This is a genomic window from Streptomyces coryli (assembly GCF_011044975.1).
Classification (GTDB): Bacteria; Actinomycetota; Actinomycetes; order Streptomycetales; family Streptomycetaceae; genus Streptomyces; species Streptomyces coryli.
In genome coordinates, this window is record NZ_JAAKZV010000051.1 from 12573 (window position 1) to 39557 (window position 26985).

Sequence of the window (26985 nt, forward strand, 5' to 3'; positions counted from 1 at the left end):
TCTACCCCTTCAGGGTCGACGCGGACGGGCGCGCCGCGCCGCCCTGCGTGCCGAGCGCGCCCTGGGCTGCTGCCTGGGCCCGGTGACGACGACGGACGCGGGCGCGCTCGTCGGCGAGCACCTCCGCGACCCGCAGGTTGAAGCGCTCGGTCGCGGGCAGCGCCGAGTCCCCGAGCAGATACGTGCGCAGACCGCCGCGGGCCTCGCGCCGGGTGTCGCGCTCGGGGTGGAAGAGCAGGTCGACCAGCGCCGGGACCTGGTCCTCGGCCGCCGGGTCGAGGACGTACGCGGCTTCCCCGACGGTGGTGTTCGGGCCGCGGAAGGCGGCCTCGTCAAGACCCGTGGTGTTGACGACGGCGTACGGCTTCAGGGTGGCGACGAAGTCGGCGACGACGCTGGAGATGTCGCTGATCAGCAGGTCGGCCCGGCCGAAGCACTCGTTCAGGTACGGCCGCTGCCCGCGGATGACCTGGTGCTCCCAGGCGGGCTGGGAAGCCCACTTGGCGCGGTGCCAGTCCGCGACGGCGGCGTCCCACTCGGCCTTCAGCGACGGATCCGCGACCGCTGTGTCCTTCATCCGCTGCACCTCGTCGACGCCGCGCGGCCACAGCCGGGCGGACAGCTCGGACAGCCGCTGCCGGCAGGCGTCGAGCTCGGCGGCGGCCGCGGCGCGGGCCTGCCGGACGTCCTCCGGCTCGGCGAAGGCGGCCGCTTCCGCGCGCCGGGCGTTGTCCTTCTTCAGCAGCTCGGCGATGCGCCGGTGCGCCTCGCGGGCCCGCGGGTCGACGCTGCCGGTGAGGGCGTGCGGCTTGTAGTGGACGCGGACCGGCGGCTCGTGCTCGAGCAGCTGGCGGACGATGGTCTCGCCGGCGTCGATGACCGAGGAGTTCCCCGGCTCGTCGGTCCAGCCCTCCCAGGTGGGGGCGTACAGGACGGTGGGCAGCTCCTGGCACGGCCGCTGCGGGCCCTCCTGGGGCTGCGCCCACAGCTCGTCGACCTGCGGGCGGCCGACCTCGATCAGCCGCTCGTCCGCGACGCCGACATCGGCCTCGGCGTAGCGGTCGCGGGCGGCCTGCCCGGCGACCCAGACCTCGTCGTAGACCTTCGTGTACGGATTGATGAAGGCGAACTTGTCGCTGTCGCCGTGCCCGAGCATCACGTGCCGGGCGGTGGCGAGCCGCAGGATGTTGATGTTCCGGGCGGCGTTGGCCGCGTACATCACGACGCGCGCGCTGGACAGGTCGAGCTTCATGGTGCGCACCGACTCCGGCACGCACAGCACCGGCAGCGCGGTGTGCTTCAGCAGCGGCATCAGGTGCTTCTCGCGGAGCACCACCAGCACCCGGGCATCCAGCTGCTCGATGGTGTCCATCCACATGTTGACCTGGTACGCGGTCGCCTTGGACCCGCTGTGGTAGAGCACCACCTCGGGCCGGTACTGCCGCAGCCACTCCCCCACCGCCTCGTGCACCTCGCCCGCGCGCGGCATCCGCCCGGCGCGGCGGGCGGCCCGGGCCCGTACGACGAGGGCGACGGTGGCCGCGGCGAAGGCGGCGGCCGCGCCGAGCGGGGCGAGGGGGACGACGTCGGTGGCGAGGGCCGCGGCCGCGCCGAGCAGGGCGAGGGCCTCCAGGGTGAGCAGCCGGGTGCCGGGCCAGCCGGCGAGCCGGCGCGGGGCGGCGGCGGGGAGGTCGAGGCCGAGATCGATGTTCTTCGCCAGTACGGGCAGCTTCCGCCGGCCGCGCAGGTGCGCGCTCACCGCGACATGCGCCCCGTGGACGAGCACGAGCCCGAGCACCAGCACCGGATACGCCGCCCCCGCCGCGCCGAGGGCGCCGGTCAGCGGCAGTCCGAGCAGCACGGCGCGGGCGGCGGCGCGCAACGGCAGCCCCGCGCCGACCTGGCCGAGCCGGCGCACCAACCGCCCCTCGCGGCGGTGCAGATGCCGCTCGCAGGCGAGCCCGATGGCGACGGCGGCGACACAGCCGGCGGCGGCCGGCCAGGGCGCGACGACGCAGGCGGCCGCCGCGGCGACGGCGACCGTTCCCGCGAGCGCCAGGAAGGCGAGCAGTCCGCGGAGCCGGCTGACATACGCGTAACGCTTCAGCCTCCGGATCCGGTGGCGCCGCACCGCGCCGCGCTCGCCAGCCAAGGAAGCCACCTTCCGCTCACCGGCATGTCCCCGGGTGTCCATGCCACAGCAAGGGGAGGTTTACATATAGAAGCCCGCTTTCCTCCTAAAACACGCCTAACTGCCTACCGATTGCACCGATACAGCGGCGGCCCGTCCGCTACCGCAGCCCGCGCAGCGCCCGTGTCACCACCGGCGGGAGCAGGTCCTTGGCGATCTTCTTCCCCCGCGAGGCCGGCACCCGGCCCGTGCCGGCCTCGCTCGGGGCCGGCTTCTCCCCGGCGTACCGCGATCGCGGCAGCCGCGGCTCCGGGACCCGGTCCGCGTTCACCCGCAGCACCCGGCCACCGGCGATCTCCTCCGCGCCGACCCAGCAGTCGTCGCGCTCACCCAGCGTCGCCAGCAACTCGTCCTGTATCGACGCCACATCCCCCCACGTCCCGTAGAACTTCGTGGACGTCAGGCACACCGGCTTCAGCCCGCCGGTGACGACCGCCTCCCACGCCGCGCACGCGACCCCCGGCGTGTGGTGCGCCCGGTAGTCGTCGAGCACCACGACGCCCTCCTCGCCCAGCGCCGCCCGCGCCGCGACGATGTCGCCGCGCACATGCTCGTAAAGGTGCGAGGCGTCGACATGCACGAAACGGCAGCTCGCGTCCGTCACCTCGTCCGGCACCCAGGACGTCGGCCCGTGGATGATCCGCGGCAACTCCTCGTGGAACGCCCGGAAGTTGGCCTCGAAGGCGCGCCGGGTCAGCGTCGAGTACGACTTCTGCATCTCGCGGGCGTTCGGATTGTCGGGCGCCTCGCCGTCGAAGAGGTCGCAGACGGTCAGCCGCTCACCCGCCCGCAGATACGCCTGGAGGAAGATGGCGCTCTTCCCCATGTACGCGCCCATCTCCAGCAGATCCCCGTGCTGTTCGAGCCGGTCCTGGCGGCTCAGGAACCAGTCGAACAGCACAATGTCAGCGTGCCGGAACCACCCCTTCACTTCGCCCAGGGACCGTGGTCGCCGGTCATGTACCTGTTCGGTGCCTGCGTCTGGCGTCGTGAGAGGTGTCACGGAGCTGCCTCCTTAAGGCAGGGACGAGGAGTCGCTCCAGCCGTACCACGGGCACCAGAAGCACTGGGGAAACGCAAAGCGTCAGGCGGGTGACACTCGTTCAATGACAAGAAGCGCGGCATCGTCGTCCAGCCGGCCGCCCGCGTGCCGCAGCAGGTCGGTGCGCAGCCGCGCGGCCATGTCCTCGAGCGGGGCGGCGGCCACGGCGCGCGCCCCGTCCTGCAGCGCGTAGAAGCGGCCGCTCCGGTCGCGGGCCTCGATGAAGCCGTCGGTGTAGAGGACGAGGCGGTCGCCGGCGGCGAACTCGCGGCTGCTGACCGTATGCTCCGAGCCGACCAGACCGGCGAGCCCGATGGGCGCGCCGGGCACCTCGGGCGCCCACGGCACCACCTGCCCGCCGCGCAGCACGAGCGGCTCCGGATGGCCGCAGTGCACCATCCGCACCACGTCCTCGTCGCCCGGCAGCTCCAGCAGCAGCGCGGTGGCGAAGCGCTCGGTGAACTCCTCGTCGTAGACCTCGCCGATGCGCCGGCTGGCGGTCTCCTCCAGCCGCCGGCCGACATCGGCGAGGCTCGCCTCCTGGTACGCGGCCTCGCGGAAGCAGCCGACCAGGCCCGCCGTCGCCCCGACCGCCTCCAGGCCCTTGCCGCGCACGTCGCCGATGAGCAGCCGGACGCCGTACGGGGTGTGCAGCGCCTCGTAGAAGTCGCCGCCGATCTGCGCCTCCGACTCGGCCGCCAGATAGACGCCGCGCAGCTCCAGGCGGTCGATCTGCCGCGGCAGCGGCCGCAGCAGCACGCGCTGCGCGGTGGCCGCGACGGAGCGGACCTGGCGCAGCTCGGCCTCCCGCCGCAGCCGTACGAAGCAGGCGAGGACGCTGGCGAGGGAGACGGCGACGATCGCGATGACGGCGACGTCGGAGCCGGGCCCCCACATGTCGTGGACCCGGTACAGGCCGACGGTCAGCGCGAGCGCGGCCAGCGCGACGGCGGCCGTGAAGCGCAGCCCGGTGGCGGCGGCCGCGAGCACCGGAGCGGCCGCGGTCAGCGGGGCCAGCTCCAGCCAGGCGGGGGTGACCAGGTCGGCGAGCAGGACGACGGCCAGGAGGGCGACGGGCGGCAGATAGCGGCCTGCGATCATCCTGCGGGAAGCGCAGGCAGGCGGCTCATACACCGACGGCCTCCTTGCGGGCCTGCCCGGCTGGCGCCGGCTCGGCCTGGCCGAGGTCTTCAAGCGTCCGGTCGAGGATCATCAGCAGCCGGTTCTCCGGGGCGCGGGTCCCCAGCGCCCGCGAGTCGGCGGCGTCGGCGAGCCGCTCGCACTCCCGCCGGGTCACCGGCAGCACCGGGTGCGGCAGCCCGCCGGTGCAGCCCCGCACGCACACCGCGGTGCCCCGCAGCAGGCGGGCGTAGCGCTGCCGGAAGGCTGCGTCGCGGGGCGTCCTGCGGTCCAGCGCCCGGCTGAGCGCGGCGACGTCGTCGGCCACCCGGCCGAGGGTGTCGAGGATCTCGTGGTCGACACGGCAGGCGGTACGGCCGGCCCCGCGCACCCTGACCCGCGGATTCCAGCGCAGGCTCTCGTGCGCCCGGTCCACCGCCCGGTGCGCCGCGCGCAGCGTCTCGGTCAGGTCCTCGCGCCACCCGCGGCCGAGGACGTCCTGCGGCCCGCGGTCCTCCGCGACGGCGGTGCCGAGACCGCGCAGCACACCGGCGAGCTCCCGCCGCAGCCGGTCCAGGGCGTCCTCGGCGGGCCGCAGCTGCAGCGGCGGGAACAGCAGGTTGCAGGTCAGGCCGCAGACCACGCCGATGGCGACCGCGACCAGGTGCCAGCTGACCTCCTCGCCGAAGTGCCCGCGGCCGAGGAGGAGGACGAAGACGGCCGTGGTCGGCACGTGCAGCCCGCGGTGGCCGAGCCTGCTGTGGCCCGCGGCGAGCATCGCCAGCAGCACCACGACGGCGAGGGCGGCCCAGGTGGGCCCGCCGAAGAGCAGCGCCGGTACGGCGATGAGCGCCCCGATCGCGCAGCCGCTGCCGTACTGCATGCCGACGGTCACCGACTGATAGACGGTGGGGTGGACGGTCAGCAGGGCGGCGATCGCCGCGGGGTACTGCGGCCCGCCCGGCAGCAGCAGGCACAGCCCCCAGGCGGCCACAGCCGCGACCGAGGCCCGCGCGGCCACCCGGAAACGCTCGGGCCAGGACGCCTCGGCGCCGTCCGGTGCGGCCGTGGCCCGTATGGAGTGCATGGCGGCGCGGTCCCCCTAGCCTCAAGGTGCAATAAGTCCGTTTTCGACAGAAAACTCACCTTAAGGGAGTGACCTCCGTTACGCCAAACGGATCACCCTCGGAGCACGACGAGCCGCCCCAGCGGATCCGTCGCCCCGCGCGCCGCGTGCCGCCGCAGCCGCCGCCGGTAGCGCACCTCGGGCAGCTCGAGCCCGGCCGGCACCGCGGCCTCCCGGGTCACCCCGAGCGCGGTCACCCGCAGCCCCACGGGCCAGGGCCGCTCGGGGAGCGTCCAGGGCAGGATCCGTACGACGATGCGGGTCCCGTCGTCGACCGGCTCCAGGCTGACCAGATCCGCTACGGCCCCGTTGTTGAGGCGCACCGGCGCGTCGCCGAGGCACATCAGGTCCGGCAGCGAGCTGTGCGCGGTGATCATCAGCGCCCGCGGCCGCCCGCCCGCGTCCCGCTCCCAGCCGACGGAGGTGATCTCCAGCCGCTGCGCGTGCACGCGCTTCATGGTGAGGTCGGTGACCTCGAAGACCTCGTCCGGCGCGCTTCTGCCGGGCTCGAAGAACTCCTGCGATCCGGTGTACGCCCGCTGCCCGACCACCACGATCTGGGACTCGGGTTCAACTCCTGCGACTGTCACGGCTGTCTCCCATTGGCGACGATATGAAGGGCCTTGCTCGGTGACGTCGAATGGGCCAACTCGCCCTGCTGCATTGGAGTTACGTTTCCCCGAACGGATGCACTCATCTGGCCTAGCAGCGTGGGAATGGGAATTACGAATTATCCTTCCGCAGCCGCGAAAAGAGCTTTCCCGCCGCCGGCTCCTTCAGCGCCAGCCGGTTACGGTCGGCGGGATGCGGCCGCACCGGGACCGTACGGAAGCGGAACTCGCTGTCCGGCACCGAACGCACCTGACTCAGCAGGCCGTACAGCTCCTCCAGCGACCCGAGCCCGGGATCGGCGGTCAGCGCCTGGGTGCCGGCGTCGAGCACGCCGTAGAGCTTGTCGGGCCGGGTGAGCGTCCCGGCCTCACGCACCTGCCGCGTCGCCTTCTTGAGGAACGCCTGCTGCCGCCGGATCCGGCTGGAGTCACTGCCGTCGGCGACGCCCTTGCGGGTGCGCATGTATCCGAGCGCCTGGTCCCCGTTGAGCACCTGCTCACCGGCCGGCAGCGACAGCTGGGCACGCCGGTCGTGCAGCGGCTTCTTCAGCTTTACGGGCACGCCGCCGACGGCGTCGACGACCTCCTTGAAGCCGTCGAAGTCGACATTGAGATGGTGATCGACGCGCACCTTGGTCAGCTTCTCGATGGTCCGGATCGTGCAGGCCGCTCCCCCGTAGTGATACGACCAGTTGAGCTGCCCCTGCTTCCCGCCGGGCGCCCCGGCGCGATTGCCGACCGCCTTGCAGCGCGGAATGTCCACCATCAGATCCCGCGGAAAACTGGTGACCGAGGCCCGCCCGCCCCCGTCGGCGACATGCAGCAGCATGATGGTGTCGGACCGCGCGTCACCCCGGCTGATCTCGTCACCGCGATTGTCGGACCCGAGCAGCAGAATGTTCTGCCCCGGGGTGTCGGCCACCCGCTCCCGCTCATCGGCGAGCGCGGCCACGGCGGAGTTGTCGATACGGATATTGCCGTCGAGCGAGGTGAACATGGAATGCCCGATGGCGGCGGTGGCGAGCACCGTACCGGCGAGCACGAAGGGCAGGGTCTTTAATACGGTGCGCGTCCTCACGCCCGGGACGCCGCCCGCCGGTCCGTGCGCAGCGCGGCGAAGAGCTGCTGCGCCTGCGGCTCGCGGGTGATGAGACGGTTGGGGTCCTCGGGATAAATCATGCTGGGCGTGGACCTGAAGGCGATCCGGTCCTCCGGGATCTCACGGAACTTCTCCGCCAGCGCGTACAGCTCGGAGACGGAATTGAGCCCCGGGTCGGTGGTCAGCGAAGAAGTCGCCGCCTTCAGGATGGCGTGCAGCTTGCGCGGGTCGCTGAGCGTCCCCTTGTCCTTCACCTTGTCGGCGAGCAGCCCGAGGAATTCATGCTGCCGGCGGATCCGATTCGCGTCACTGCCGTCACCGACGTGGACGCGGGCGCGCACGTAGGCGAGGGCGTCCTCGTCGCGGAGCACCTGACGGCCGGCGGGCACATCGAGGCCGACATTGGGATCCTCCTCCGCCTCGGGGAGATCCACCTCGACTCCGCCGACCGCGTTCACGATCTTCTTGAAGCCGGCGAAGTCGACGACCATGTGGTGATCGGCGCGGATATTGGTGAGCTTCTCGAAGGTGCGGACGGTGCAGGCCGTACCCCCGGTCTCAAAGGTCCAGTTGAACTGCGTCCGCTGCTCCTGCACCCACTCCCCCGACCTGCTCTTGCAGCGCGGCGTGTAGACCAGCAGATCCCGCGGGATATTGACCACCTCGGCCCGCTTCTGCCGCTCGGAGAGGTGGATCAGCATGACGGTGTCGGAGCGGACGCTGCCGGGGGTGGCATTGCCGTACCGGCCGTCGGGGGCCGAGCGGTCGTCGGAGCCGATCACGAGGATGTTCTGAGTGCCGGGCGGGCCGGCCGGTGGGCGGTCGCTGCCGGCGAGAGACCGGGCGGCGGTCGTATCGGTGCGGATATTCCCGTCCAGGGAACGGAACATGAGCCAGGTGCCCAGGGAGCCGGTCACCACAAATGCGGCGGTGCCGATCGCGGCGATCCGCAGCGCCTTCCGTCGACTGATCGCGGGGATCCTCATCACCGACCACCTCACTGTTGCCCATCCGAATTAATCGGAAAATAGCAATCAGTGTTGAAGTATGCCGGTATTACTTACGGGCATGTTCCCGAGGTGTACCGCAATGGCGCTGCTTGCTATCGGCGCCCGCGGGCGATGAGGCCGAAGGTCGTCCGCGGCCCGCGCCGCTCCCCCAGCTGCTGCAGCAACGGCGACTGGGTCGACCAATAGCGCTCCACGCCGACGTCCGCGAAGCACTCGGCCAGCAGGTCCCGCAGCGCCAGTTCGTCCACTCCATCGCGTACGACGTGGTACTCCACCATGTCCGCGGGGTTGCTCTCGTCGCGGATGCCCCGCAGCCGGCGCACCCGGGTCGCGAGCCCGCGCTGCAGCTGCCCCTGCCCCAGCCGCCAGAGGAAGTACGCCCCGCGGTCGGCGGCCATGGAGACGGTGCCGCGCCGCGGGTACCAGAGCGGGTCCTGGTAGCTGACGAACGCGCCGCCCGGCACGACGCGATCGGTCAGCCGGCGCACGCTGCGGACGTAGTCGGGGATGTGGTGCAGCACCGAGATGCACACGACGAGGTCCACCGGGTCGCCGCGCAGGGCGCGCTCGCCGTCCGCGTCGTGCAGCACGGTGACGCGGTCGTTGTGGCGGAAGCGGCGGCGCAGGAAGGAGGCGCTCGGCTCGCTCATCTCGGTCACCGTCACCTCGGCGCCGGCCGCGACCAGGTGGTCGGTGAACGTGCCGTGTCCGGCGCCCACTTCCAGGACCCGGCAGCGGCCGTTCGTCTCCTGGATCTCGCCGATCACGCCGTGCAGCGAGCCGATCAGCCGCTCCCTCAGGCTGTGGTGGCGGATGTGCGGGGAGCCGGCCGCGTAGTCGTGGCCCTCCCCGTGTTCGTGCTCTTGCAGCGTGCCCATGGAGGGCGGCGTACGGAGATCAGCCATGGCACCGGACGGTAGCCGCGGCCGGCGGCGGGGCGGGGCGGGCGCCTCAGCGCGTCGCCGCAAACAACCGTTCGGCGGAGCGGGATCCGAGCAGGCGCGCCAGCTCGCTCACCTGGCGGGCGATGCGGTCCGCGCAGGCGTGCATGACGTCCTCGGGGCGGCCGTACGGGTCCGCGATGTCGTCGGCGTCCGGGGCGGGCGGCGGCACCCGGGGGCCGCCGCCCAGCCGCACGTACTCGGCGAGGGTGAAGCAGCGCGCCATGGCCGCCGGGTGCAGCCGGACCGCGGCCTCGCGGTGCTCGCGGGCCATGCCGAGCACGAGGTCGGCGCCGGCCACCGCGGCGGATTCGAGGCGGCGGGCCGCGAAGCCTCCGGGATCGCCGCCCAGGGCGGCCAGTTGCGTCGCGGCCAGCGGCTCCATGGGGCTGCCGGGCCGGGCGTGGGTGCCGGCGCTGGCTGCCGCCGCCCCCGGCAGCATCCGCGCCAGCAGCCGCTCCGCCATCGGGGACCGGCAGATGTTCCCGGTGCAGACGAACAGGACCCGCATCGTCACCGCGCCCCCGCCTTGTGCCGCTGCGGCTTGACCGCGCCGTCGGCGGGCTTGCCCTGCTGGCGCAGCGGGGCGTAGCCGTATCCGTAGCCGAGGCTCTTCGGCAGCACGGCGCGGTTGAGTACGCCGCCGAGCAGGTGCGCGCCGACCCCGGTGAGCGACGCGTGCGCGGCCCGTACCCGGTCCGCGGGGGTGTGGCCGGCGCGCACCACCATCACCACGCCGTCGGCGAGCGGCGCCAGGCCCGCCGTGTCCGCGACCGGCAGCACCGGCGGGCTGTCGACGACCACGACGTCGTATTCGTCGGCGAGTTCGCGGAGCACGTTGCGGATACGGTCCGAGGAGAGCAGCTCGGCAGGGTTCGGGGGGATCGGCCCGGCGGCCAGGACCCGGAGCTTGCCGCCGTCGGCGCCCTGCATCGTGCTCTTGATGTCGGCGGCGCCGATCAGCACGCTGGTGAGTCCGGCGTCCTCGATGAGGCCGAGCGTGCGCGCGACCCGCGGGCGGCGCAGGTCGGCGTCGACAAGGCAGGTCTTCAGGCCCGCCTCGGCCAGCGACAGCGCCAGGCTGACGGAGGTGGACGTCTTGCCCTCGCCGGCCAGGGCGCTGGTCACGACGATGACCCGGGGCTCGCGGTCCACGAGGGCGAACTGCAGGTTGGTGCGCAGCAGCCGGAAGGCCTCGGCGCGGGCCGAGTAGCCGGCGCTGTTGACCAGTGGATTGTCGGAGCTGGTGCGCTCGTTGGGGATGGCGCCGAGCACGGTGAACTCGGTGGATTCGCCCAGGCCCTCGGCGGTCTTGATGGTGGTGTCGAGGGTCTCGCGCAGCAGGGCGGCGGCGACGCCGGCGAAGAGCCCGAGGGCGAGGCCTGCCAGCAGGTTGAGCAGCGGCCGGGGCGAGACGGGTTCCTTCGGGGTGGCGGCGTCCTGCGTGACGCCGAGCTTCACCGGTGAGGACTTGGCGTCGTCGGGGGTCTCCAGGCGCTGGACGACCGTGGCGAGCCGGTCCGCGACCGCGTCGGCGATGCGCGCGGCCCGCTTGGGCTTCGCGTCCCTGACGGTGACGTCGATCAGGACGGTGTTCAGGGCGGCGCTCGCCGTGATGCGGCCGGCCAGCGCGTCCGGGCTCATGCGCAGGCCGAGCTTCTTCACCACCGGCCCGGTGACCGCCCGGCTGGCCGCGATCCCGGTGTACGACTGCACCCGGTCCTGGGTGTACATGCCGCCCTGTTGCAGCTGGGCGGTGTCGTCGGCCGTACGCGTCGAGACGAACAGCTGGCTGCGCGCCTCGTACATCGGGGTCGTCGTGAGCGTCGCCACGCTGCCCGCGGCAAGCCCGAGGACGATCCCGAGCACGATGCTGGGCCAGCGCCGCGTCGCGACCTTGATGCACGCGCGAATGTCCACCTGTCCACCTTTTCCGTATACGCCCGTTTCTCCGGGGCGAGATTACGTTCGGCTCGCTGCCGGTTTGCTACGGCGCGCTGGGGGCGTCCGCGAACCAGGCGATGGTCCGGCGCAGCCCTTCCGCGACGGACGTGGACGGCTGCCAGTCGAGCTTCGTGCGGGCCAGCTCGATGTTGGGACGGCGCCGCTTCGGGTCGTCCTCGGGCAGCGGGATCATCGTGATGCCGGACGTGCTGCCGGTCAGCTCGCGGATCCACTCGGCGAGTTCGAGCATGGACAGCTCGTGCGGGTTGCCGAGGTTCACCGGGCCGGCGATGTCGCTGCCCAGCATCCGCATGACGCCGCCGACCAGGTCGTCGACGTAGCAGAGGGAACGGGTCTGGGAGCCGTCGCCGGTCACCGTCATGGGGTCGCCGGTGAGCGCCTGCCGGATGAGGTTGGGGACCACGCGGCCGTCGCCCGCGCGCATCCGCGGGCCGAAGGTGTTGAAGATCCGGATGATGCCGGCGTTCGTCCCCCGCTCGCGGACGTACGCGGCGGCGAGGGCCTCGGCGTAGCGCTTGGCCTCGTCGTAACAGCTGCGCGGGCCGACCGGGTTGACGTTGCCCCAGTAGCCTTCGGTCTGCGGGTGTACCTCCGGGTCCCCGTACACCTCGGAGGTGGAGGCGAGCACGAAGCGGGCGTCGTTACGGGCGGCGAGCTCGAGCGCGTTGCGGGTGCCCTCGGCGCCGGTGCGGAGCGTGTACAGCGGCCGCTTCAGGTAGTCGATGGGGGAAGCGGGCGAGGCGAAGTGCAGGACCGCGTCGACCTTCCCCGCGACGCCGATGCCGTGCACGATGTCGCCCTGCACGAGCTTGAAGCCGCGGCGGTGGGTCAGGCCCGCCACGTTGGCGGGGCGACCGGTGGAGAAGTCGTCCAGACACCAGACCTCGTCGTAGCCGCTGTCGAAGAGTCGCTCGCACAAGTGCGAGCCGATGAAGCCCGCCCCGCCGGTCACCACGGCTCGCATATCAGGTCGTCTCCCAGTTGCTCATGTTCGGTGCCAGGTCGAGCCCGCGGAGTGGCTGTGGTCGGGGCCCAGGCACATCGTGAGAGGATCAGACCCCGATTACGCACCATTTGTTCCGAATAGTCGTGATCTTTGCTCGAAAGGACCAGCCGGAATGGCGAGGATGGCGGTACGCAGCGTCGTGATCGCGGTGCCGACCCTCGGAGCCCGGCCGCTGCCCGCGCTGCTCGCCGCCGTCGCCGGGCAGGCGGCCCTGGCCCGGCAGCGCGGGTACGAGGTGCGGGTCGCGCTGCTCGACAACTCCCCCGCCGGCAGCGCCGCCGCGCGCCGGGCCGCGGCCGGGCACGGCGTCGAGTACGTCCGCGTCCCCGAGCGGGGCTTCGCCCAGGTCCGTAACGCGGCGCTGGACACGGCAGGCGACGCGGACGTGCTGGTCTTCATCGACGACGACGAATTCCCGGTCCCCGGCTGGCTCCTCGCCTTCCTCGACGGCGCCCGCACGCACGCGGCCGACGTGGCCGTGGGCCCGGTGCGGGTGGCGGTGCCGGAGCGGGCGCCGGCGTGGGTGGCGGACGGCGCCCTGCTGCGCAGCTGCGGCGGAAGCCGGCCGGACGGCCCGCTGACCGGGCCCGCCTATTCGGGGAACACGCTGCTGCGGCTGGCCCCGGTGCGCGCGGCCGGGCTGCGCTTCGGCGCCGAATTCGACCGCGTGGGCGGTGAGGACACCGCGTTCTTCGGCGAACTCGCGGAGCGCGGCGCCCACATGGTGTGGATCGACGCGGCCGCTGTCGCCGAGACCCCTGACCCGGACCGGCTGACGCTGCGCGGCCTGGTCCGGCGCTTCTATCTCTCCGGATACGGCAATGCGCTCGCGGACCGGGCGGCGCGGCGGCCGCTGCTGCACCTGGGTGCGCGTCGTGCGGGCCGGGCGCTGCGCGGTCTGGGGCGCCTCGCGGCCGCGGTGGTGCTGGCCCGCGCGCCGCTGGCCGCGCGCGGGCTGGCGGATGTGGCGTTCGCGGGCGGCTGGTGGGCGGCGCTGGCCCGGCCCCGTACGGGCCGGGGCTGAGCGCCGCCGCACCAGCCCACCCGGCTCAGCGCTGCAGCGCCACCTTGGCCGTGGCCCGCATCGCGAGCCGCGCGGCGGGCGCCCACAGCGGACGGCTGCCGCGCAGCCAGCCGGGCATCTGCTGCACCAGGCAGTCCTCGCACTCCGCCTGCGACGTCTGCTGGTGACGCACCGTCAGGCTGCCGGGGTGCTCGCGGGCTTCACCCAGCAGCTCCGGTACGTAACGGGCCCGCTGATGCCCGATCAGCCGGCGGTGCAGGTCCACGTCGAAGGCGAGCGGGAAGCCGGGGTCGATGCCGCCGATGGCCTCGATGGCGCTGCGCCGGTAGACGCACCCGGGCTGCAGGATGAGGTTGTGGCCGAGCTTGATGAGCAGCCGGCCGGCCCGTCCGGGACGCAGCACGGACAACTGCTCGCCCGCGTCGTCGATCCAGCGGGTCTGCCCGTACACCATGCTGCAGTCGGGCCGGTCGGCGAGCGCGGTGAGCGCGGTGGCCAGCGACCCCGCGGGCAGCCGGTCGTCGTCGCCGAGCCAGGCGAGCGCGTCGACGCGGTCGCCGAAGTGCCGGAAGCCGGTGGTGATGGCGGCGGCGAGGCCGCGGCCTTCCTGGGCGATGACCGGGAGGTCGTAACGCTCGGACAGCCGGGCCACCGCGGACTCGACGGTGACGATGACGAGGTCCTGCTCGACGCCGGCCTGGCGGCGGAGCGAGTCCAGGCATTCGTCCAGGAGGTCGGGGCGCTCTCCCAGCGTGGGCACCACCATGCCGATGCGCATGCTCATGTTCCTGTTCTTCCTTTCCGGAGGGTTGCGAGATAGACGACGGCCGCGGCCGCGGCGGTGCCGAGGTAGGTGCCCATGAGCCGGGGCGCGGGGGAGAACAGCAGGTCCCACGCGAACTGGCAGGCGAGGTAGCTGAAGATGAGAATGCGCGGGCCGGAGGCGGCCCGTACCGCCGCCAGGGCTGCCGCGAAGACCAGCACGATGGGCGCGAGGAGCCCCGGTACGGCGAGCGGGCCCATCTCGGCCCACAGCTGGAACAGCTCCGAGTGGAGATAGAGGCCGCGGCCGAAGTAGTACTCGACCATGCCCTCGTGCACGGGCACCCGCTGGTCGCTCAGCCGCTTCAGGAACGCCGCCGCGGTGGCTCCGTCCACCTCGGGCGAGACGCCGCGGCCGAGCAGCGGGGATTCGGCGATCAGCCCGACGGAGCCGACCAGCTCGGGCCGGGCGCCGATGAGCAGCCCGCCCTCGACGTCGGACTGCAGGACCCAGCGATGCCGCTGCTCCTCGCCCAGCGTGCCGTCGGCGGCGAGGGTGTTGTAGCCGTAGGACAGACCGGCGGCGAGCGCGGCCAGGACGCCGCAGGCGACTACGAGCCGGAGCCGGCTCGCGCCCGCGGCCCGCCGCGCGCACAGCACGGTCAGCCCCATCGCGATCGCCGAGACCACGAACTCGGCGCGGAACCCGGTCACGAGGCTCACCGCGCTCGCCGCCGCGGCCGGCAGCATCGCCACGGGCAGCGGGACCCGCTCGATCAGCAGCGCCGAGCACAGCATCGCACCGGTGGTGACGACGGGCCCGAGGGCGAACTTCCACGGGTCGGTCGCGAAACCGGGGCTGCGGTAGAGGAGTTCGGCCGCGCACAGGCCGAGGACCAGCGCGACCAGGAAGGCCCGGATCACCCGCCGGTCCTGCCGGAACACCCACACTCCGGCCACCAGGCTCAGCGCCAGGGTGCACGGCTGGGCCACCGCGTAGGCGAAGTGCCGGAACGTGTCGCCGACCAGCAGCGTGGTGAAGCCGACCGCACATCCCCACAGTCCCAGCAGCACCGGCACCCAGCCGGTGCCGCGCACCCCGCGGGCGGCGGGCAGCAGCGCCGGCAGCAGCAGGAGCACGATCAGGTGGGCCACCGTCACGCCGCCGTGCGGATAGACGGACACCGCGACCCCGCCGCCGAGGGCGACGGCCGCCGGCGCGTCGGCCCGGGAGCCGGCCGCGGCGTCCGGCCGGGCCGGTGCCGCCGGTGCGGCAAGGGTGGTGTCAGCCATGACGGAAGGCCCTTCGGTGGCAGGGGACGGCGACGCAGACCGCGAAGGCGAGCGCGGAGGCCAGCACGGGCCCGGCCGGGCCCAGTGCGATGGCCAGCGGTACGGAGAGCGCCAGGCTGACCGCGGTCATCGCCACCGCGCCGCGGGCCTGGAAGCGCAGGCCCGGTGCGTCGGACAGCCACATGCCCACCGGATGGTTGACCGCGTGGACGAGGATGAGCAGCCCGAACGCGGCCATCAGGCCCGGCCCGACGGGGGCCTCGCCGTGCAGCATCCAGTCGGCGACCGGCGGCCCGCAGGCGACCAGTCCGCCGCCGACCACCAGGGCGGCGCCCGCGAACCAGGCGACCAGGCGCGCCAGCTCGCCGCGCGGGGTACCGCCGCCGGCGCCGCGCCGCTGCACGTACCGCCCCCACAGCGGCAGCGCGGCGGAGCTGAGCAGCGCCGCGGCGGGCCGGTACAGCTGGGCGCCCGCCGAGTAGACGGCGACCGCGGCAGCGCTGGTGGTGTGGCCGAGCACCAGCCGGTCGGTGCCGTAAGTGAGGGCGGAGGTGGTGTAGATGACGGTCATCGGGCCCGCCAGGTGCATGATCCGCGTGCCCTGCTGGCCGGGTCGGACACTCGCCGCGACCGTACGCAGCATCGGCATGCCGAGCGCGCGCGCCGCCAGGGCCAGGGCGGCAGCGCCCGCCGCGCACTGGCCCGCCAGCGGCCCCGCGCAGTACACCGCGGCGTGGGCGTCGAGCCCGGCGGCCACAACGACCAGGCCGAAGCCCGCGGCGCTGCCCGCGGCTTGGAGCAGCAGCGCGACGTGGTAGCGGTCGATGGCGGCCAGTGCCGACGCCCCGAGTCCGAGCGGCAGGGTGCAGCCGATCAGCACACCGGCGACGGCCACACAGGCGCCCGCGGACGGGGTCGCGGCGGTGCCGAGCAGCCAGGTGTGGGTGCCGGTGCCGGCCAGCACGAGACCGGTGGCCGCGACCGCCGCCCCGGCGAGGTTCAGCATGCGCGCCCCGGAGATCAGCGTCCCGCGGGTGTGCGCGCGGGCCCGCGGACTGCCGTCGTCGGCGGCGACGGCGTCGAGCAGTGCGGCGCCGGCGCCCAGATCGCCGAGCGGCAGCAGCGCGGGCAAGGTGGTAATGAGGGCGAACAGGGCGTATCCGGCCAGGCCCAGCTCGTCGGTGACGATCCGCGCGGAGAGCAGCGCCGCGAGCCCGGCGATGGGCAGCCCGGCCGCCTTCGCCCCCAGGGCCAGTCCGGGAGAGTTGGTCCGTTCCTGGTCCGCCGGACGTGCGGGCGGCGCGGCGACGGCTCCGGAGGCGCCGTCGCCCACATTCGAGGTGATATGCCTGTTTTGCCGCACTAGCGCAGCATAATGTGATTCGCTCCTGTGCCTGCCGGTGGCACGACGACGTATCCGGAGTTGACGGCGATGCCCCCTTCCGCCCCCTCGGCCCGTCTCGGTGTGATCCGACCGCCGGAGCGCGCACACCCGTCGGACTATCCGGTACGGGACCTCGTGGACGAACTCGTCCGCCAGGGTGCCGCCGAGCGGCAGGCGCCGGCGGGCGAGCTGTTCGGCCGGGTGCTGGCGAAGGGGCGGCTGGCGCCCGCACGCAGGGGGCACCCGGTCGTCGTGCCGCTCATGGGCGCCCGGTTCGACCTGCTGTACCGCGCGGCGCTGCGCGGGCCCGTGGTGCCGTACTGCTGGGATGTGTGGGAACCGAACTGGCCGCTGTGGGAGCAGCGGTTGCGGGCGGTGCGGCCGCGGGCGGTGTTCGTCACCGCGGAGCAGTCCGCGCGCCACCTGGCCGAGCGCCTGCCCGGCATCCCGGTGCGGCATCTGCCGGAGGCCGCGCGGCTCGACGGCTACCGAGCCGGGCCGCCGCTCGCCGAGCGCCCCATCGGACTGCTCGAGCTGGGCCGCCGGTACGAGCCCTGGCACGACGCCGTACGGGACGCCGCGGCGGCCTCGGGGCGCGCACATCGCTACCAGGCCACCCCCGGACAGCTCGTCTTCCCCGATGAGGCGGCCCTGCGCGCCGGACTCGCCGACTCCGTCCTGCTCGCCTGCTTCCCCTCCTCGCTCACCCACCCCGAGCGCTCCGGCGGCGTGGAGACGATGACCCTGCGCTATCTGGAGGGGATGGCCTCCGGCTGCCTGCTGATCGGCCGCGCCCCGGCCGAACTCGTGCGGCTGCTCGGCTTCAATCCGGTGGTGGAGGCCGACCGGGACGCGCCGGAGCGGCAGGTGCGCGAGATTCTCGCCGACCCCGCGCACTGGCAGCCGCGGGTGGACCGGGCCCGCGAGCGGGTCAGGGAAGTCGGGGACTGGCGGGCTCGGGTGCGCGAGCTGCGCGCTGCCCTGGGGTGCTGACCGCACCTGCCGCCTCCCGCGGCGGCACCGGCCGTACGCCCGGCAACGCCTCGACCGCCGCCGCGAGCTCCGCGCTCGCCAGCACCAGGCAGCCACGCTTGCAGCCACCCTCCTCGGCGGCGCTCAGCGCGGGGAAGAACATCTGCCAGCCCGGCAGCTCCGGCAGGTAGTCGAGGTCCAGCGGGCGGCCGTGATACGTCTCGTGCCCGTAGCCGGGGTCGTCGTGGACCCGGAAGTCGTCGATGATCACCACGGCCCGCGACCAGCGCTGATGAATGGTCAGCAGCTCCTCGTAGCGCGGCACGTCCTCGCCCCAGTGCGCGTCGAGGTAGCAGAAGAGGGCCGCGTCGCCCTCGCGCTCCGCGAGCCGCCGCAGCAGGCCGCGGGAGTCGCCGTGGTGCAGCGCGATGCCGGGCCGGTCGGCGCAACGCACCTGCGCATAGCGGAAGAAGCGCTCGGCGGTCTCGGCGGAGTGGACCGGCAGCCCGGACACGTCGCTGAGGAAGGTGGTGGTGACCCCGCGGTACGTCCCGGTCTCGACCACCTCGTCGAAGGCGATCTCGCGCAGGATGTCCCGCACCAACTGCTGCCTGCCCGGCTGGCCGTTCATGGGACCGCCGTAGAGCCGCATCGGCCGCAGCAGATCCTTCCGGTACGCCACCCAGGTGGGCAGCGTCTGGTCGACCGTGCGTCGAACGCGGTCCCTGAAGCGCATCATCCTGGCCTTCCATAGCCGTTGCCCGGAGTGGCTGCCCCGGACGCCGCACCCATCATGTAAGAGTCTCTGCACCGTATGTCATATTTCGCTCAGTTCTGCGGCTTTCATCCACGAAGGAGGTAATCGACGTGTCATTCCGGGCGGCTCCCCGGCGCAAGCGACTCATCGACATTACCGGGGCGTCCTTTCTGCTGCTGCTGACCGCTCCGCTCCTGGCGCTGATCGCGCTGGCGGTGGCGGCCACTTCGCCGGGCGGCTGCCTGTACCGGCAGGCGCGCGCCGGGCAGGGCGGCGCTGCCTTCACGATGCTGAAGTTCCGCACCATGCGCTCCGGCGCGGCCGCCGAGCGGGACGCGCTCGCCGAGCGCAACGAAAGCGACGGCCACCTGTTCAAGCTGCAAGACGACCCACGGGTGACGCCCGTCGGTCGGCTGCTGCGCCGCTGCTCGCTGGACGAACTGCCGCAGCTGGTCAATGTATTGCGCGGCGAGATGTCGCTGGTCGGCCCGCGTCCCCTGCCCGTGACCGACTCCGACTACACCGGCGAGGCCCGCCGCCGGCTGGCGGTGCTCCCCGGCGTCACCGGCCCCTGGCAGGTCAGCGGCCGCTCCGAGCTGAGCTGGGACGACATGGTCCGGCTCGACCTGGATTACGTAGACAACTGGCGGCTGCGCCGCGACCTGTCCATCCTGGCCCGCACGCTCCCCGCCGTGCTGGCCGCGCGCGGCGCCCACTGAGGGCGCCGCGTCCCGTTCAGACCGACCGCATCCCCGCGTACGCCTGCACCATCCGCGTGTACACCGGCTTCAGCCGCCGCTGCATGCCCTCGGTGGTGAGCTTTTCGACCACGGCGCCGCAGGAGTTGAGCAGCGCCCGCTGCGGGGCCTGCCGGGTTACGGACATCATCGCCCCGGCCTGCTGCCGGAACGCGTCGTCGGAGGCCGTCCAGAACCACGACGCGGGGTCGGCGGCGTCCCCGTACATCCGCTGGAAGCCCAGGTCCTTCTCGTGGATCAGATGCCACATGGTCAGCCGCAAGATCGCCTCGGGGTCGGTCAGATAGCGGCGCCACGGCGCGGTCGGGATGTTGCGGACGTGGGCGCTCAACTCGACGGTCGGCAGGGCGCGCAGGGCGTAGGCCATGAAGTGCTCGTCGATCCACAGCCGGCTGCGGCCCTCGGCGAACCGGCCCAGCGACCACTGCCAGGCCCGCTCCAGGCGCTCCAGCAGCGGGGGCAGCGACCGCTCGGGCACGGAGTAGTAGTAGCCGCCGTAGAACCGCCACCCGTCCATCGGCTCGCCGAAGTCGCGGAACATCTCGGCGCTGATCTCGCGGATCTCGCGCGACTTGTCGGAGCCGGGCTTGCCCAGATCGGCGATGTTCTCGGTCTGTACGCCGATCCGGTCCCCGGCCAGTTCCAGCAGCGGCGCCAGTGGCCGTACGCACAACTGGTCGGGGTCGCCCATCACGATGTCGCCGCGGCCGCGCAGCGCCGCGAGGGCGTCCAGGAGATACGGGGTCGCCTGCCAGCCGCGGGAGAAGCCCTCGGGCGGGCAGTGCCGGAACGGGGTGAGCAGCGTCTCGACGCCGATCCGCCGGTACTCCCCGGCGAACTGCTCCGGAATCGGCTCCGTGGTGACCAGCACCAGGTCCACATCCGGGTTGAAGCGGCGCAGCGAGGCGTAGGCCACCAGCATGCACCGGTAGTACGTGTACGCCTTGGGCTCGCCCTTCCGGCCGCGGCACTGCGGGCTCTGCCCCTCGTCCCGCGGCGTGAAGGCGATCGCGGCGGTCAGCTGCGTCATCGGGTCTCCTGGTGTCGGGGGTGGTCGCGGAGCGCGGACCGGTAGAGGGCGGTCGCCTCCCGCAGCCAGCGCTGCTCGCCGTAGCGGTGCTCGTAGACGGAGCGGCAGTGGGCGCGCTGCGCCGGGAATGCGCGGCCCGCCTCGGCGAGCGCCCGGCCGAGCGGCTGGTCCCATGCGGTGACGTGTCCGGTGCCCTCGTCCCGTACGGCCTCGGCGACGGCGTTGCCTTCGAAGGCGAGGACGGGCAGCCCGGCGGCGAGCGCCTCGAGGTAGACGACGGTCGGCCCGGCCTCAAGCCAACGGCTGGGGAACAGCAGCCCCTTGGCGGCGGCCATGCGGCGGCGCAGCTCCGGCCGCTCCAGGGAGCCGAGGAAGCGTACGGAACCGGGCGCCGCCGCCCGGCAGGCGGCCTCCAGTTCGCCGCTGCCCGCCACGTCGAGCGGCTCGCTCTTCGGCCAGGACCGCAGCAGTTCAAGGATGCCCTTGGCCGGGCTGAGGCGGCCGGCGAAGAGCCACGCACCGGCGTCCGGCGCCGGCTCGCACGGCGCGTCGGCAACGAAGTTGGGCAGCACGGCCAGACGCTCCGCGGGCACTCCGGAGCGGGCGTACACGCGGCGGTTGAGCTCCGAGATCACCACCACCCGGTCCGCCCGCGCCAGCAGCGGGTCGGCAGCGGCCCCGCGGCGGTTCGCCCAGGCCAGCGGCAGCGTGGCGGCGCGCGAGTCCCGGTAGCAGGCGTGCCGCAGCCCGGCCCAGCGGTCGCCGTCGAGGCAGCGGGTGCAGTCCGCGCCGTCGCGGTAGAGGCTGCCGCCGGCGCACAGCGGGCGGAAGTTGTGCAGGGTGGCGATCAGCGGGCTGTCGTGCCAGCTCCGGGCCCAGCCGCGCCCGAAGTTGGGGAAGAGGTTGTGCACGTGGACGACGTCGGGACGGAAGGCCCGCAGCCGCTCCACCGGCGAGCGGCCCCGGCCGCTGAGCACGACCACGGCCGAGCGCAGCGCATACAGCCGCTGCCGGGACAACTCGTCCGTATGCGCTCCGACCAGCGCCACCTCGTGCCCCGCCGCGGCGAGCGCGGCCGCCTGCTCGGCGACCACGGCGTTCTCGCCGCTGGGCTGCCCCGAGGCGTAGAAGCTGTGCACGAGGGCGATGCGCAGAGGGGTCACGGCTGCGGCCACTCCCGCACCAGCCGTGGCGGGCGCAGCGCGATCCGGGCCAGATAGGCCGGGTTGTTGCGCAGATAGCGCCGCCACAGCCGCCGGGGCTCCTTGGCCAGCCGGTAGCTCCACTCCAGACCGCGCTCCGCCATCCACGCCGGGGCCTGCGGCTTGAGCCCGGCGTGGAAGTCGAAGGCCGCGCCCACGCCCAGCAGCACGGGCGCTTCGAGCCGCTCCCGGAAGGCGGCCATCCAGCGCTCCTGCTTGGGCGTGGAAAGCCCCACCCACACCAGGTCCGCGCCACTGGCGTTGATCCGGTCCGCGGTCTCGCGCTCCTCCCGCGGCGTGAGCGGGCGGAAGGGCGGCGACCAGGCGCCCGCCACCTTCAGCCCCGGGAGGCGGCCGCTCAACTCGCTTCCCAGCAGCTCCGGCACGCCGTCGGCGCCCCCGTAGAGATACGAGCTCCAGCGCCGTTCCACGGCCCGGTTCAGCACGTCAAGCATCAGGTCGGGCCCGTAGACCCGGCGCATCCAGTGGGCGCCGGCCCGCTGCCCGGCCCACACCATCGGCATCCCGTCGGGGACGGTCAGGCCCGAGGCGTTGTGGACGCGGCGCAGCGCCGGGTCACGCTGGGATTCCATCACCCCGTGTACGCCGGTCACGCAGACGTAGTGCCGCTCGCGGCGCTCGATCCAGCCGGTGACGGCTTCCAGAGCGCGGGTGCGGTCGACGGCGCTGACGCCGACGCCGAGCACGTCGACACGGGGGATGGATTCCATGGCGGGGCGGGCCGGTCGGCGGTTCAGTTGACGTACGCGCGGCCGTCGATACGGGCGGCGACCTGGTCGTAGATCCAGCGGTAGGTCTGCTCCAGGCCGGCCCGCAGCGTGATCGACGGGGCCCAGTCGAGCTCCTTGGTGATCCGGGTGTTGTCGCTGTTGCGGCCGCGGACGCCGAGGGGGCCGGGGATGTGGTTGTACGTCAGCTCGATCCCGGCGATGTCCTGGACCAGGGCGTACAGCTGGTTGATGGAGACCAGCTGGTCCGAGCCGAGGTTGAGCGGCTCGGTGACCTCGCTGCGGGCGATGCGCAGGGTGCCCTCGACGCAGTCGTCGATGTACATGAAGCTGCGGGTCTGCTCGCCGTCGCCCCAGATCTCCACCTCGCGCTCGCCGGTGAGGGCGGCGATGGCGATCTTCCGGCAGGCGGCGGCCGGGGCCTTCTCGCGGCCGCCGTCCCAAGTGCCGTGCGGGCCGTAGACGTTGTGGTAGCGGGCGACGCGGCTGGTCAGGCCGTAGTCCTCGCGGAAGTGCCGGGCCATGCGCTCGCTGAAGAGCTTCTCCCAGCCGTAGCCGTCCTCGGCCATCGCCGGGTAGGCGTCCTCCTCGCGCAGCGGGAGCACCTCGGTCTCGGTCTGCTTGTCGGCGGCGTAGACGCAGGCGGAGGAGGAGTAGAAGTAGCGCTCGGCGCCGGCGTCGCGGGCGGCGATCAGCATGTGGGTGCTGGAGAGCACGGAGAGCATGCAGGCAGCCTTGTTGGCCTCGATGAAGCCCATGCCGCCCATGTCGGCGGCGAGGTGGTAGACCTCGTCCGCGCCGCCGTCGACCACCCGCTCGCAGAGCGGGCGGAGCGAGACGTCCGCGACCATGTTGTCCGCCCCGTCGTGGACCTGGTACCACTCGGTGAGCGGCTTCTTGTCCACGGCCCGTACGCTCTTGCCCTCCGCCAGCAGGGCGCGGGTCAGATGCCCGCCGATGAATCCTCCGGCCCCGGTTACGACGGCGTTGATGCCCGACATCCCTACACCTCTCACTTATGTCTGAATTGCGGCATTAGTTAATATCGGGAGGGAGGTCTTGATCGTCTTCACACGCCGGTCGGCCGAAGCCGCGCCGATGCCTTCACCCGGTCGTACGCGCGGCGGGCAGTTTGGAGCCGGCGGCGGACGGGTCGTGCAGCAGGACGACGCCCACCATCATGTTGCCGAGCCGGTTGAAGGGCGTCAGCGCCGCGTAGACCGCCTTGGCCGCGGGCAGCCGCCAGCGCCCCGGGACGCAGCGGCGCACCAGCTTCCCGACGGCGAGATTGTGATCCCACAGCCGGCGCGGCAGCACGGTGGCCCGGTCGCGGAGCAGATAGCTGAGCGTCACCTGCTTCAGGAAAGAGCCGTTCCAGCGGAAGACGTAATTGACCGCGGTCCCCTGCACCTCCCATTCGGTGCCGATCAGGCGGCCGACCAGGCTCTCGTGCGGCTCGATGAGAATGACCGCGGTACGGGCCACCCTGAGCATCTCGGTGAATCCCAGCGCGGGACGCGGTAGATGGTGCAGCCCGTCCTGCACGACGACCAGGTCAAAGCTGCCGTCCGCGAGCTCGGCCATGGCCTCCGCGTTGAGGCAGCGCGTCTTCAGCTCGGGGTCCAGCTCGCGGCAGACCTCCAGCGTGGCGGGCGAAAGGTCGGAGACGGTGACGTCCGCGAAGCCCTCGCGGCGCAGCATGATGCCTTCGCCGCCGGCCCCGCCGCAGACCACCAGGACGCTCTGGTTCGCGGGGTCGAGCGCCCCGCGGCGGCGCAGTTGCTCGAGGCCCGCCTTCAGACGCCGGTCCCGCAAATAGCGCACCAGCGGATCCGCCGTGACGTGATAACCGAAGTCGTAGCCGTCGCCGACCAGCTCGTCCGACGCCTTCCGCTGTGCCTCGATGCTCGTCTTCATGTGTGCCGCTTCCTCTACTTTCGCGCGACGAGAGACTTGGGCAGTCCGGCGAAGCGCTCGAACCACAGATCCGATTCCGGAAAATAGGCGCGCATCTCCGTGGCCGAGAGCAACTCGACCTCCGCCACATCCCGAATCGCCTTGGCCCGCCCGCCCGGGCGGATATGCCCGTACGGCCACCGCTGTGAGATCTGCACCCGCACCTGGAACGGCAGCCACTGCATGCCGGGGAAGAGCCAGTGCGGTTCGACGGGGAAATAGCGGTACGGCGTCTGGATCCAGTGATGACTCGCCGACGCGGCTACGACCTCGGCGAGGCGGGCGCGGTTTGCGTGGCCGCCCAGATGCTCCAGCAGAGAATTGGAGTACACCAGGTCGAATTCAACTCCCGGGAGCAGCGCGGGCAGCTGGCACGCATCCGCCGCCAGGAACTGCACATCCGGCTCCGGGTCGCCTGCGACGCCCGGATCGATGTTCACGACCGTCACCTGCGCCGGGCGTACGGGGGCGGCGCGCCAGGAGGCCGGGGTGCCACCGAGGTCCAGCACCCGCATCTCGGCAAGGTCGGGGAACGTGCGCAGGAGCTCTGTCCACCGCCGGGCACGCGTCCGGTGCGCCAGCGAGCCCGCACGGTCCGGATTGGCAGCACGCGTGCTGAGTAGCGTCACTCGGTCTGCCTCTCGGTGCGGATCGTTATCGGGAAAGCGCGCCTCCCATCATGACCGCAGGCCCTTTCCCCTGGATCATTCCGACACTCCGGAGCTCCGCTCGTATGGCCCTTTGACAGGGAAATAGGCCTCCAGGAATGCGCGCATCACCTGTGCCTGTTCGGTCTCGGGGACCTCGGATTCTGCGCCCTCGCCCAGGCAGAAGACGTCTTTCGCGCGGTTGGCGAGGAGGCGGGTGAGCAGGTGTTGCTGTTCGTAGCGGCCGGTGTCGACGTAGCCGCAGCGGATTCCGCCCGGTTCTGCCGTGCCCGTCAGGTAGCCGTAGTGGTGGTGCAGGGAGGAGACCAGGGAGACGTCGCGCCAGTCGCGTAGCGCCGAGCGCGAGGTGCGGGCGAGGGGCTCGGCGAATTCCTCTGTGATACGGGACAGGACGCTGCGGCGGAGGGGGTACGGGGCGTGGAGGAAGCCGTGGGTGACCGTTACGCCGAAGCGGTCCTTCAGGAGGCGGCGGTTGTTTTTCGCGGCGGCGAAATAGCCCTCGTCCGTCGGTGTCGCCTCGCCTGCCGGGATCGCTGTCGGGGACCAGAAGAAGCGGCTGTTGCCGTTCGAGCGGAAGAAGCGGTTGGGGGCCACCGGGCGGCCCAGGAAGAAGTCGTCGTTCAGGTAGAGGAAGTGTTCCGACAGGTCCTCGATGTGGTGGAGGCGGGATTCGATGGCGTGGGAGTTGAAGACCGGGAGGGCGGCCGGGTCGTCCCACAGGGCGCGGTGGTCGACGATTTTCAGGCCGGGGTGTTCCGCCTTCAGCCAGGACGGGCGCTGGCCGTCCGTGACCAGGTAGATGGTGCGGATCCAGGGGGCGTACATCGCCAGGGAACGGAGGGAGTAGCGGAGCTCGTCGCGGTTGCGGAAGCGGACCGAGGCGTCGCCGGCCACCTCCGCCTGCGGCTTCGGGGGCAGGCCCAGCTCCGCGCGCCGGGCGTTCAGGCGCTCCTGCCACTCCGGGTCCGCGTCGTCGACCCAGGTGTAGACCGCGTCGACCGGGAAGTCGAGGTCCGTCACCAGCGGTTCGTTGAAGTCCTCCAGGGTCGGATACGCGCGGTCGCGGACCCGCGTCACCGCGTTCGGCACCACCGTCCGCAGCGTCGGGCCCAGCGCGGCCGGGCGCCTGGGAGCCGTATAGCCGCCGAGGAGTTCGTCGTACGGCCAGAACTCGATGTCGCAGCCGAAGGCGGGCCCGTAGCGGAGGGTGCGGCCGCTCGTGAGATACGGGCGGCAGACCCGCAGGCCGCGGACCTCGCCGACGCCGCCGAGGCGCTCCGCGAGCACCGCGCCCGGCGCGTCCGTCACCGGGCCGAGCAGCTCCGCGTACACCGCCTGTCCGGGATACGCCCGCGCCAGCGCCGCCCGGACGTCCGCCTGCAGCGCCGCGTCCACCGCGAGGCGGCGGTGCGGGCTGTCGTCGCGGTCGCGGAGGAGGACGTACGGGATGTCGGCCGCCTCCAGGGCGTCCGCGGCCAGGCGCAGGTTCTCCTCGTACGCGCGGGCGGCCGGGAGGTCGTCGCGTACGTAGGCCAGCTGGCCCGCCGAGCGGACCAACGACGCGTCGCCGGCGAGGAGTTCGTCCTCGCGGGCGCGCTGGCCGCCGGCCGACGGGGAGATCTTGGACGCGGGGGCGGAAGGCTGGAAGCCGCCGCCCGCGGTGACGGCCTTGCGGTGGCCCGCGCGGTCGGCGCGGGCGGTGAGCCGGGCCGGGTCGCGGCGGGTCGCGTAGAGCTCCGCGAAGAGCCGCTCCCAGGTTTTGTTGATACGGGCCGCGGAGAAGCGGGTCGCGCCCTCCAGCGCCGCCGCGCCCATGCGGTGCAGCAGCGCCTCGTCCGCCATCAGCCGCGCCATCGCGGCGGCGAGCGCCTCGGTGTCGGCGGCCTCGACCAGCAGCCCGTCGACCCCGTGCCGGATGATCTCGGCGGGCCCGGTCGGCACGTCGTACGCCACCGCCGGCACCCCGGCCGCGAAGGCCTCCACGAGGACGAGGCCGAAGCCCTCGGTCTCGGAGGGCAGGACCGTGAACGCCGCCTTCGCCCACTCGTCGGTCATGTGCCGGGTCGGGCCCATGATTTCGACGGAGTCGTGCAGCCCGAGTTCCTCGACGAGGCGGCGCATGCGACCGGTGAGCGGGCCGTCGCCGAAGATCCGCAGCTTCCAGTCCGGGTGCTCGATGACCGCCTTGCCGAAGGCGGTGATGGCGTGGTCGACCTGCTTGTCCGGGACAAGGCGGCGCGGGACGACGATGGTCTTGGACGTACGGGAGGAACGGGGGCGGAAGCCGTCGGGGATGGCGTTGGAAATGGTCTCGAGGCGG

25 protein-coding genes are annotated in these 26985 nt (G+C 72.7%); 3 read left to right on the plus strand and 22 right to left on the minus strand.

From position 1 onward, the window contains the following. Window position 1: 1 nt before the first annotated feature. The 11 genes from G5C51_RS14340 to G5C51_RS14390 all read right to left on the minus strand — a co-directional run bounded on the left by G5C51_RS14340 (window position 2) and on the right by G5C51_RS14390 (window position 12068). Window positions 2-2152 (minus strand): hypothetical protein, encoded by a 2151-nt coding sequence (locus tag G5C51_RS14340; protein WP_165237149.1) that lies wholly within the window; start codon window positions 2150-2152, stop codon window positions 2-4. A gap of 139 nt (window positions 2153-2291) precedes the next feature. Further along, window positions 2292-3092 (minus strand): class I SAM-dependent methyltransferase, encoded by an 801-nt coding sequence (locus tag G5C51_RS14345; RefSeq protein ID WP_338118141.1) that lies wholly within the window; start codon window positions 3090-3092, stop codon window positions 2292-2294. Window positions 3093-3275: 183 nt separating this feature from the next. Continuing rightward, window positions 3276-4367, minus strand: a complete 1092-nt coding sequence (locus G5C51_RS14350; protein ID WP_165237153.1) for a SpoIIE family protein phosphatase — start codon at window positions 4365-4367, stop codon at window positions 3276-3278. Continuing rightward, window positions 4360-5439 carry an FUSC family protein gene (locus G5C51_RS14355; RefSeq protein WP_165237155.1) on the minus strand — a complete coding sequence of 360 codons (1080 nt, stop codon included), beginning with the start codon at window positions 5437-5439 and terminating at the stop codon, window positions 4360-4362. Before G5C51_RS14355 ends, G5C51_RS14350 begins: the two co-directional genes overlap by 8 nt. 92 nt (window positions 5440-5531) lie before the next feature. Next, entirely contained in the window at window positions 5532-6068 is a 537-nt protein-coding gene (locus G5C51_RS14360; protein WP_165237156.1) for a hypothetical protein, read from the minus strand. Window positions 6069-6201: 133 nt separating this feature from the next. Beyond that, window positions 6202-7167: an LCP family glycopolymer transferase gene (locus G5C51_RS14365; RefSeq protein ID WP_165237158.1), complete on the minus strand. Its 966-nt coding sequence runs from the start codon at window positions 7165-7167 to the stop codon at window positions 6202-6204. Continuing rightward, entirely contained in the window at window positions 7164-8174 is a 1011-nt protein-coding gene (locus tag G5C51_RS14370) for an LCP family protein (RefSeq protein ID WP_165237160.1), read from the minus strand. Before G5C51_RS14370 ends, G5C51_RS14365 begins: the two co-directional genes overlap by 4 nt. A 116-nt stretch (window positions 8175-8290) precedes the next feature. Next, a complete protein-coding gene (locus tag G5C51_RS14375) occupies window positions 8291-9103 on the minus strand; it encodes a class I SAM-dependent methyltransferase (RefSeq protein WP_240929643.1) in 813 nt (270 codons plus the stop codon). Between the two features lie 46 nt (window positions 9104-9149). Further along, window positions 9150-9650 carry an arsenate reductase/protein-tyrosine-phosphatase family protein gene (locus G5C51_RS14380; RefSeq protein ID WP_240929647.1) on the minus strand — a complete coding sequence of 167 codons (501 nt, stop codon included), beginning with the start codon at window positions 9648-9650 and terminating at the stop codon, window positions 9150-9152. A gap of 2 nt (window positions 9651-9652) precedes the next feature. Next, window positions 9653-11059: a polysaccharide biosynthesis tyrosine autokinase gene (locus G5C51_RS14385; RefSeq protein WP_165237164.1), complete on the minus strand. Its 1407-nt coding sequence runs from the start codon at window positions 11057-11059 to the stop codon at window positions 9653-9655. A gap of 67 nt (window positions 11060-11126) precedes the next feature. After that, window positions 11127-12068 carry a UDP-glucuronic acid decarboxylase family protein gene (locus G5C51_RS14390; RefSeq protein WP_165237166.1) on the minus strand — a complete coding sequence of 314 codons (942 nt, stop codon included), beginning with the start codon at window positions 12066-12068 and terminating at the stop codon, window positions 11127-11129. 154 nt (window positions 12069-12222) lie between these two features. Here G5C51_RS14390 and G5C51_RS14395 point away from each other — a divergent pair, with 154 nt between their 5' ends. Then, window positions 12223-13134 carry a glycosyltransferase gene (locus tag G5C51_RS14395; RefSeq protein ID WP_165237168.1) on the plus strand — a complete coding sequence of 304 codons (912 nt, stop codon included), beginning with the start codon at window positions 12223-12225 and terminating at the stop codon, window positions 13132-13134. A gap of 25 nt (window positions 13135-13159) precedes the next feature. On the opposite strand, the gene G5C51_RS14400 is transcribed toward G5C51_RS14395, so the two are convergent. Genes G5C51_RS14400 through G5C51_RS14410 form a run of 3 tightly spaced genes read right to left on the minus strand, consistent with a single transcriptional unit; the run spans window position 13160 to window position 16552 of the window. Continuing rightward, window positions 13160-13918: a glycosyltransferase gene (locus tag G5C51_RS14400; RefSeq protein WP_165237170.1), complete on the minus strand. Its 759-nt coding sequence runs from the start codon at window positions 13916-13918 to the stop codon at window positions 13160-13162. Beyond that, a complete protein-coding gene (locus G5C51_RS14405) occupies window positions 13915-15189 on the minus strand; it encodes a hypothetical protein (protein WP_165237172.1) in 1275 nt (424 codons plus the stop codon). The genes G5C51_RS14400 and G5C51_RS14405 overlap by 4 nt, the downstream gene beginning before the upstream one ends. Next, window positions 15182-16552 carry a lipopolysaccharide biosynthesis protein gene (locus G5C51_RS14410; RefSeq protein WP_165237174.1) on the minus strand — a complete coding sequence of 457 codons (1371 nt, stop codon included), beginning with the start codon at window positions 16550-16552 and terminating at the stop codon, window positions 15182-15184. Before G5C51_RS14410 ends, G5C51_RS14405 begins: the two co-directional genes overlap by 8 nt. Before the next feature lie 102 nt (window positions 16553-16654). Between G5C51_RS14410 and G5C51_RS44035 the strand changes: the two genes are divergently transcribed. Next, window positions 16655-17566 carry a glycosyltransferase family protein gene (locus tag G5C51_RS44035; protein WP_165237176.1) on the plus strand — a complete coding sequence of 304 codons (912 nt, stop codon included), beginning with the start codon at window positions 16655-16657 and terminating at the stop codon, window positions 17564-17566. Here the strand turns inward: G5C51_RS44035 and G5C51_RS14420 are convergent. After that, window positions 17505-18284 (minus strand): class I SAM-dependent methyltransferase, encoded by a 780-nt coding sequence (locus tag G5C51_RS14420; RefSeq protein ID WP_165237178.1) that lies wholly within the window; start codon window positions 18282-18284, stop codon window positions 17505-17507. The genes G5C51_RS44035 and G5C51_RS14420 overlap by 62 nt on opposite strands. Window positions 18285-18412: 128 nt before the next feature. Here G5C51_RS14420 and G5C51_RS14425 point away from each other — a divergent pair, with 128 nt between their 5' ends. After that, a complete protein-coding gene (locus G5C51_RS14425) occupies window positions 18413-19021 on the plus strand; it encodes a sugar transferase (RefSeq protein WP_338118142.1) in 609 nt (202 codons plus the stop codon). Window positions 19022-19037: 16 nt separating this feature from the next. On the opposite strand, the gene G5C51_RS14430 is transcribed toward G5C51_RS14425, so the two are convergent. The 7 genes from G5C51_RS14430 to G5C51_RS14460 form a co-directional block, all read right to left on the minus strand. After that, complete coding sequence (locus G5C51_RS14430; protein WP_165237180.1) at window positions 19038-20090, minus strand: hypothetical protein; 1053 nt, start codon at window positions 20088-20090, stop codon at window positions 19038-19040. After that, a complete protein-coding gene (locus G5C51_RS14435) occupies window positions 20087-21253 on the minus strand; it encodes a glycosyltransferase (RefSeq protein ID WP_165237182.1) in 1167 nt (388 codons plus the stop codon). The genes G5C51_RS14430 and G5C51_RS14435 overlap by 4 nt, the downstream gene beginning before the upstream one ends. Beyond that, window positions 21250-22023: a WecB/TagA/CpsF family glycosyltransferase gene (locus tag G5C51_RS14440; protein ID WP_165237184.1), complete on the minus strand. Its 774-nt coding sequence runs from the start codon at window positions 22021-22023 to the stop codon at window positions 21250-21252. Before G5C51_RS14440 ends, G5C51_RS14435 begins: the two co-directional genes overlap by 4 nt. Before the next feature lie 23 nt (window positions 22024-22046). After that, window positions 22047-23042, minus strand: a complete 996-nt coding sequence (locus tag G5C51_RS14445; RefSeq protein ID WP_165237186.1) for an NAD-dependent epimerase/dehydratase family protein — start codon at window positions 23040-23042, stop codon at window positions 22047-22049. Window positions 23043-23145: 103 nt separating this feature from the next. Then, a complete protein-coding gene (locus tag G5C51_RS14450) occupies window positions 23146-23958 on the minus strand; it encodes a class I SAM-dependent methyltransferase (protein WP_165237188.1) in 813 nt (270 codons plus the stop codon). A 14-nt stretch (window positions 23959-23972) separates the two neighbouring features. Then, on the minus strand, window positions 23973-24512 hold the full coding sequence (locus G5C51_RS14455) for a class I SAM-dependent methyltransferase (protein WP_206313824.1): 540 nt from the start codon (window positions 24510-24512) through the stop codon (window positions 23973-23975). 189 nt (window positions 24513-24701) lie between these two features. Beyond that, the coding region (locus tag G5C51_RS14460) for a stealth conserved region 3 domain-containing protein (RefSeq protein ID WP_165237192.1) at window positions 24702-26985 on the minus strand (2284 nt) is incomplete at its 5' end.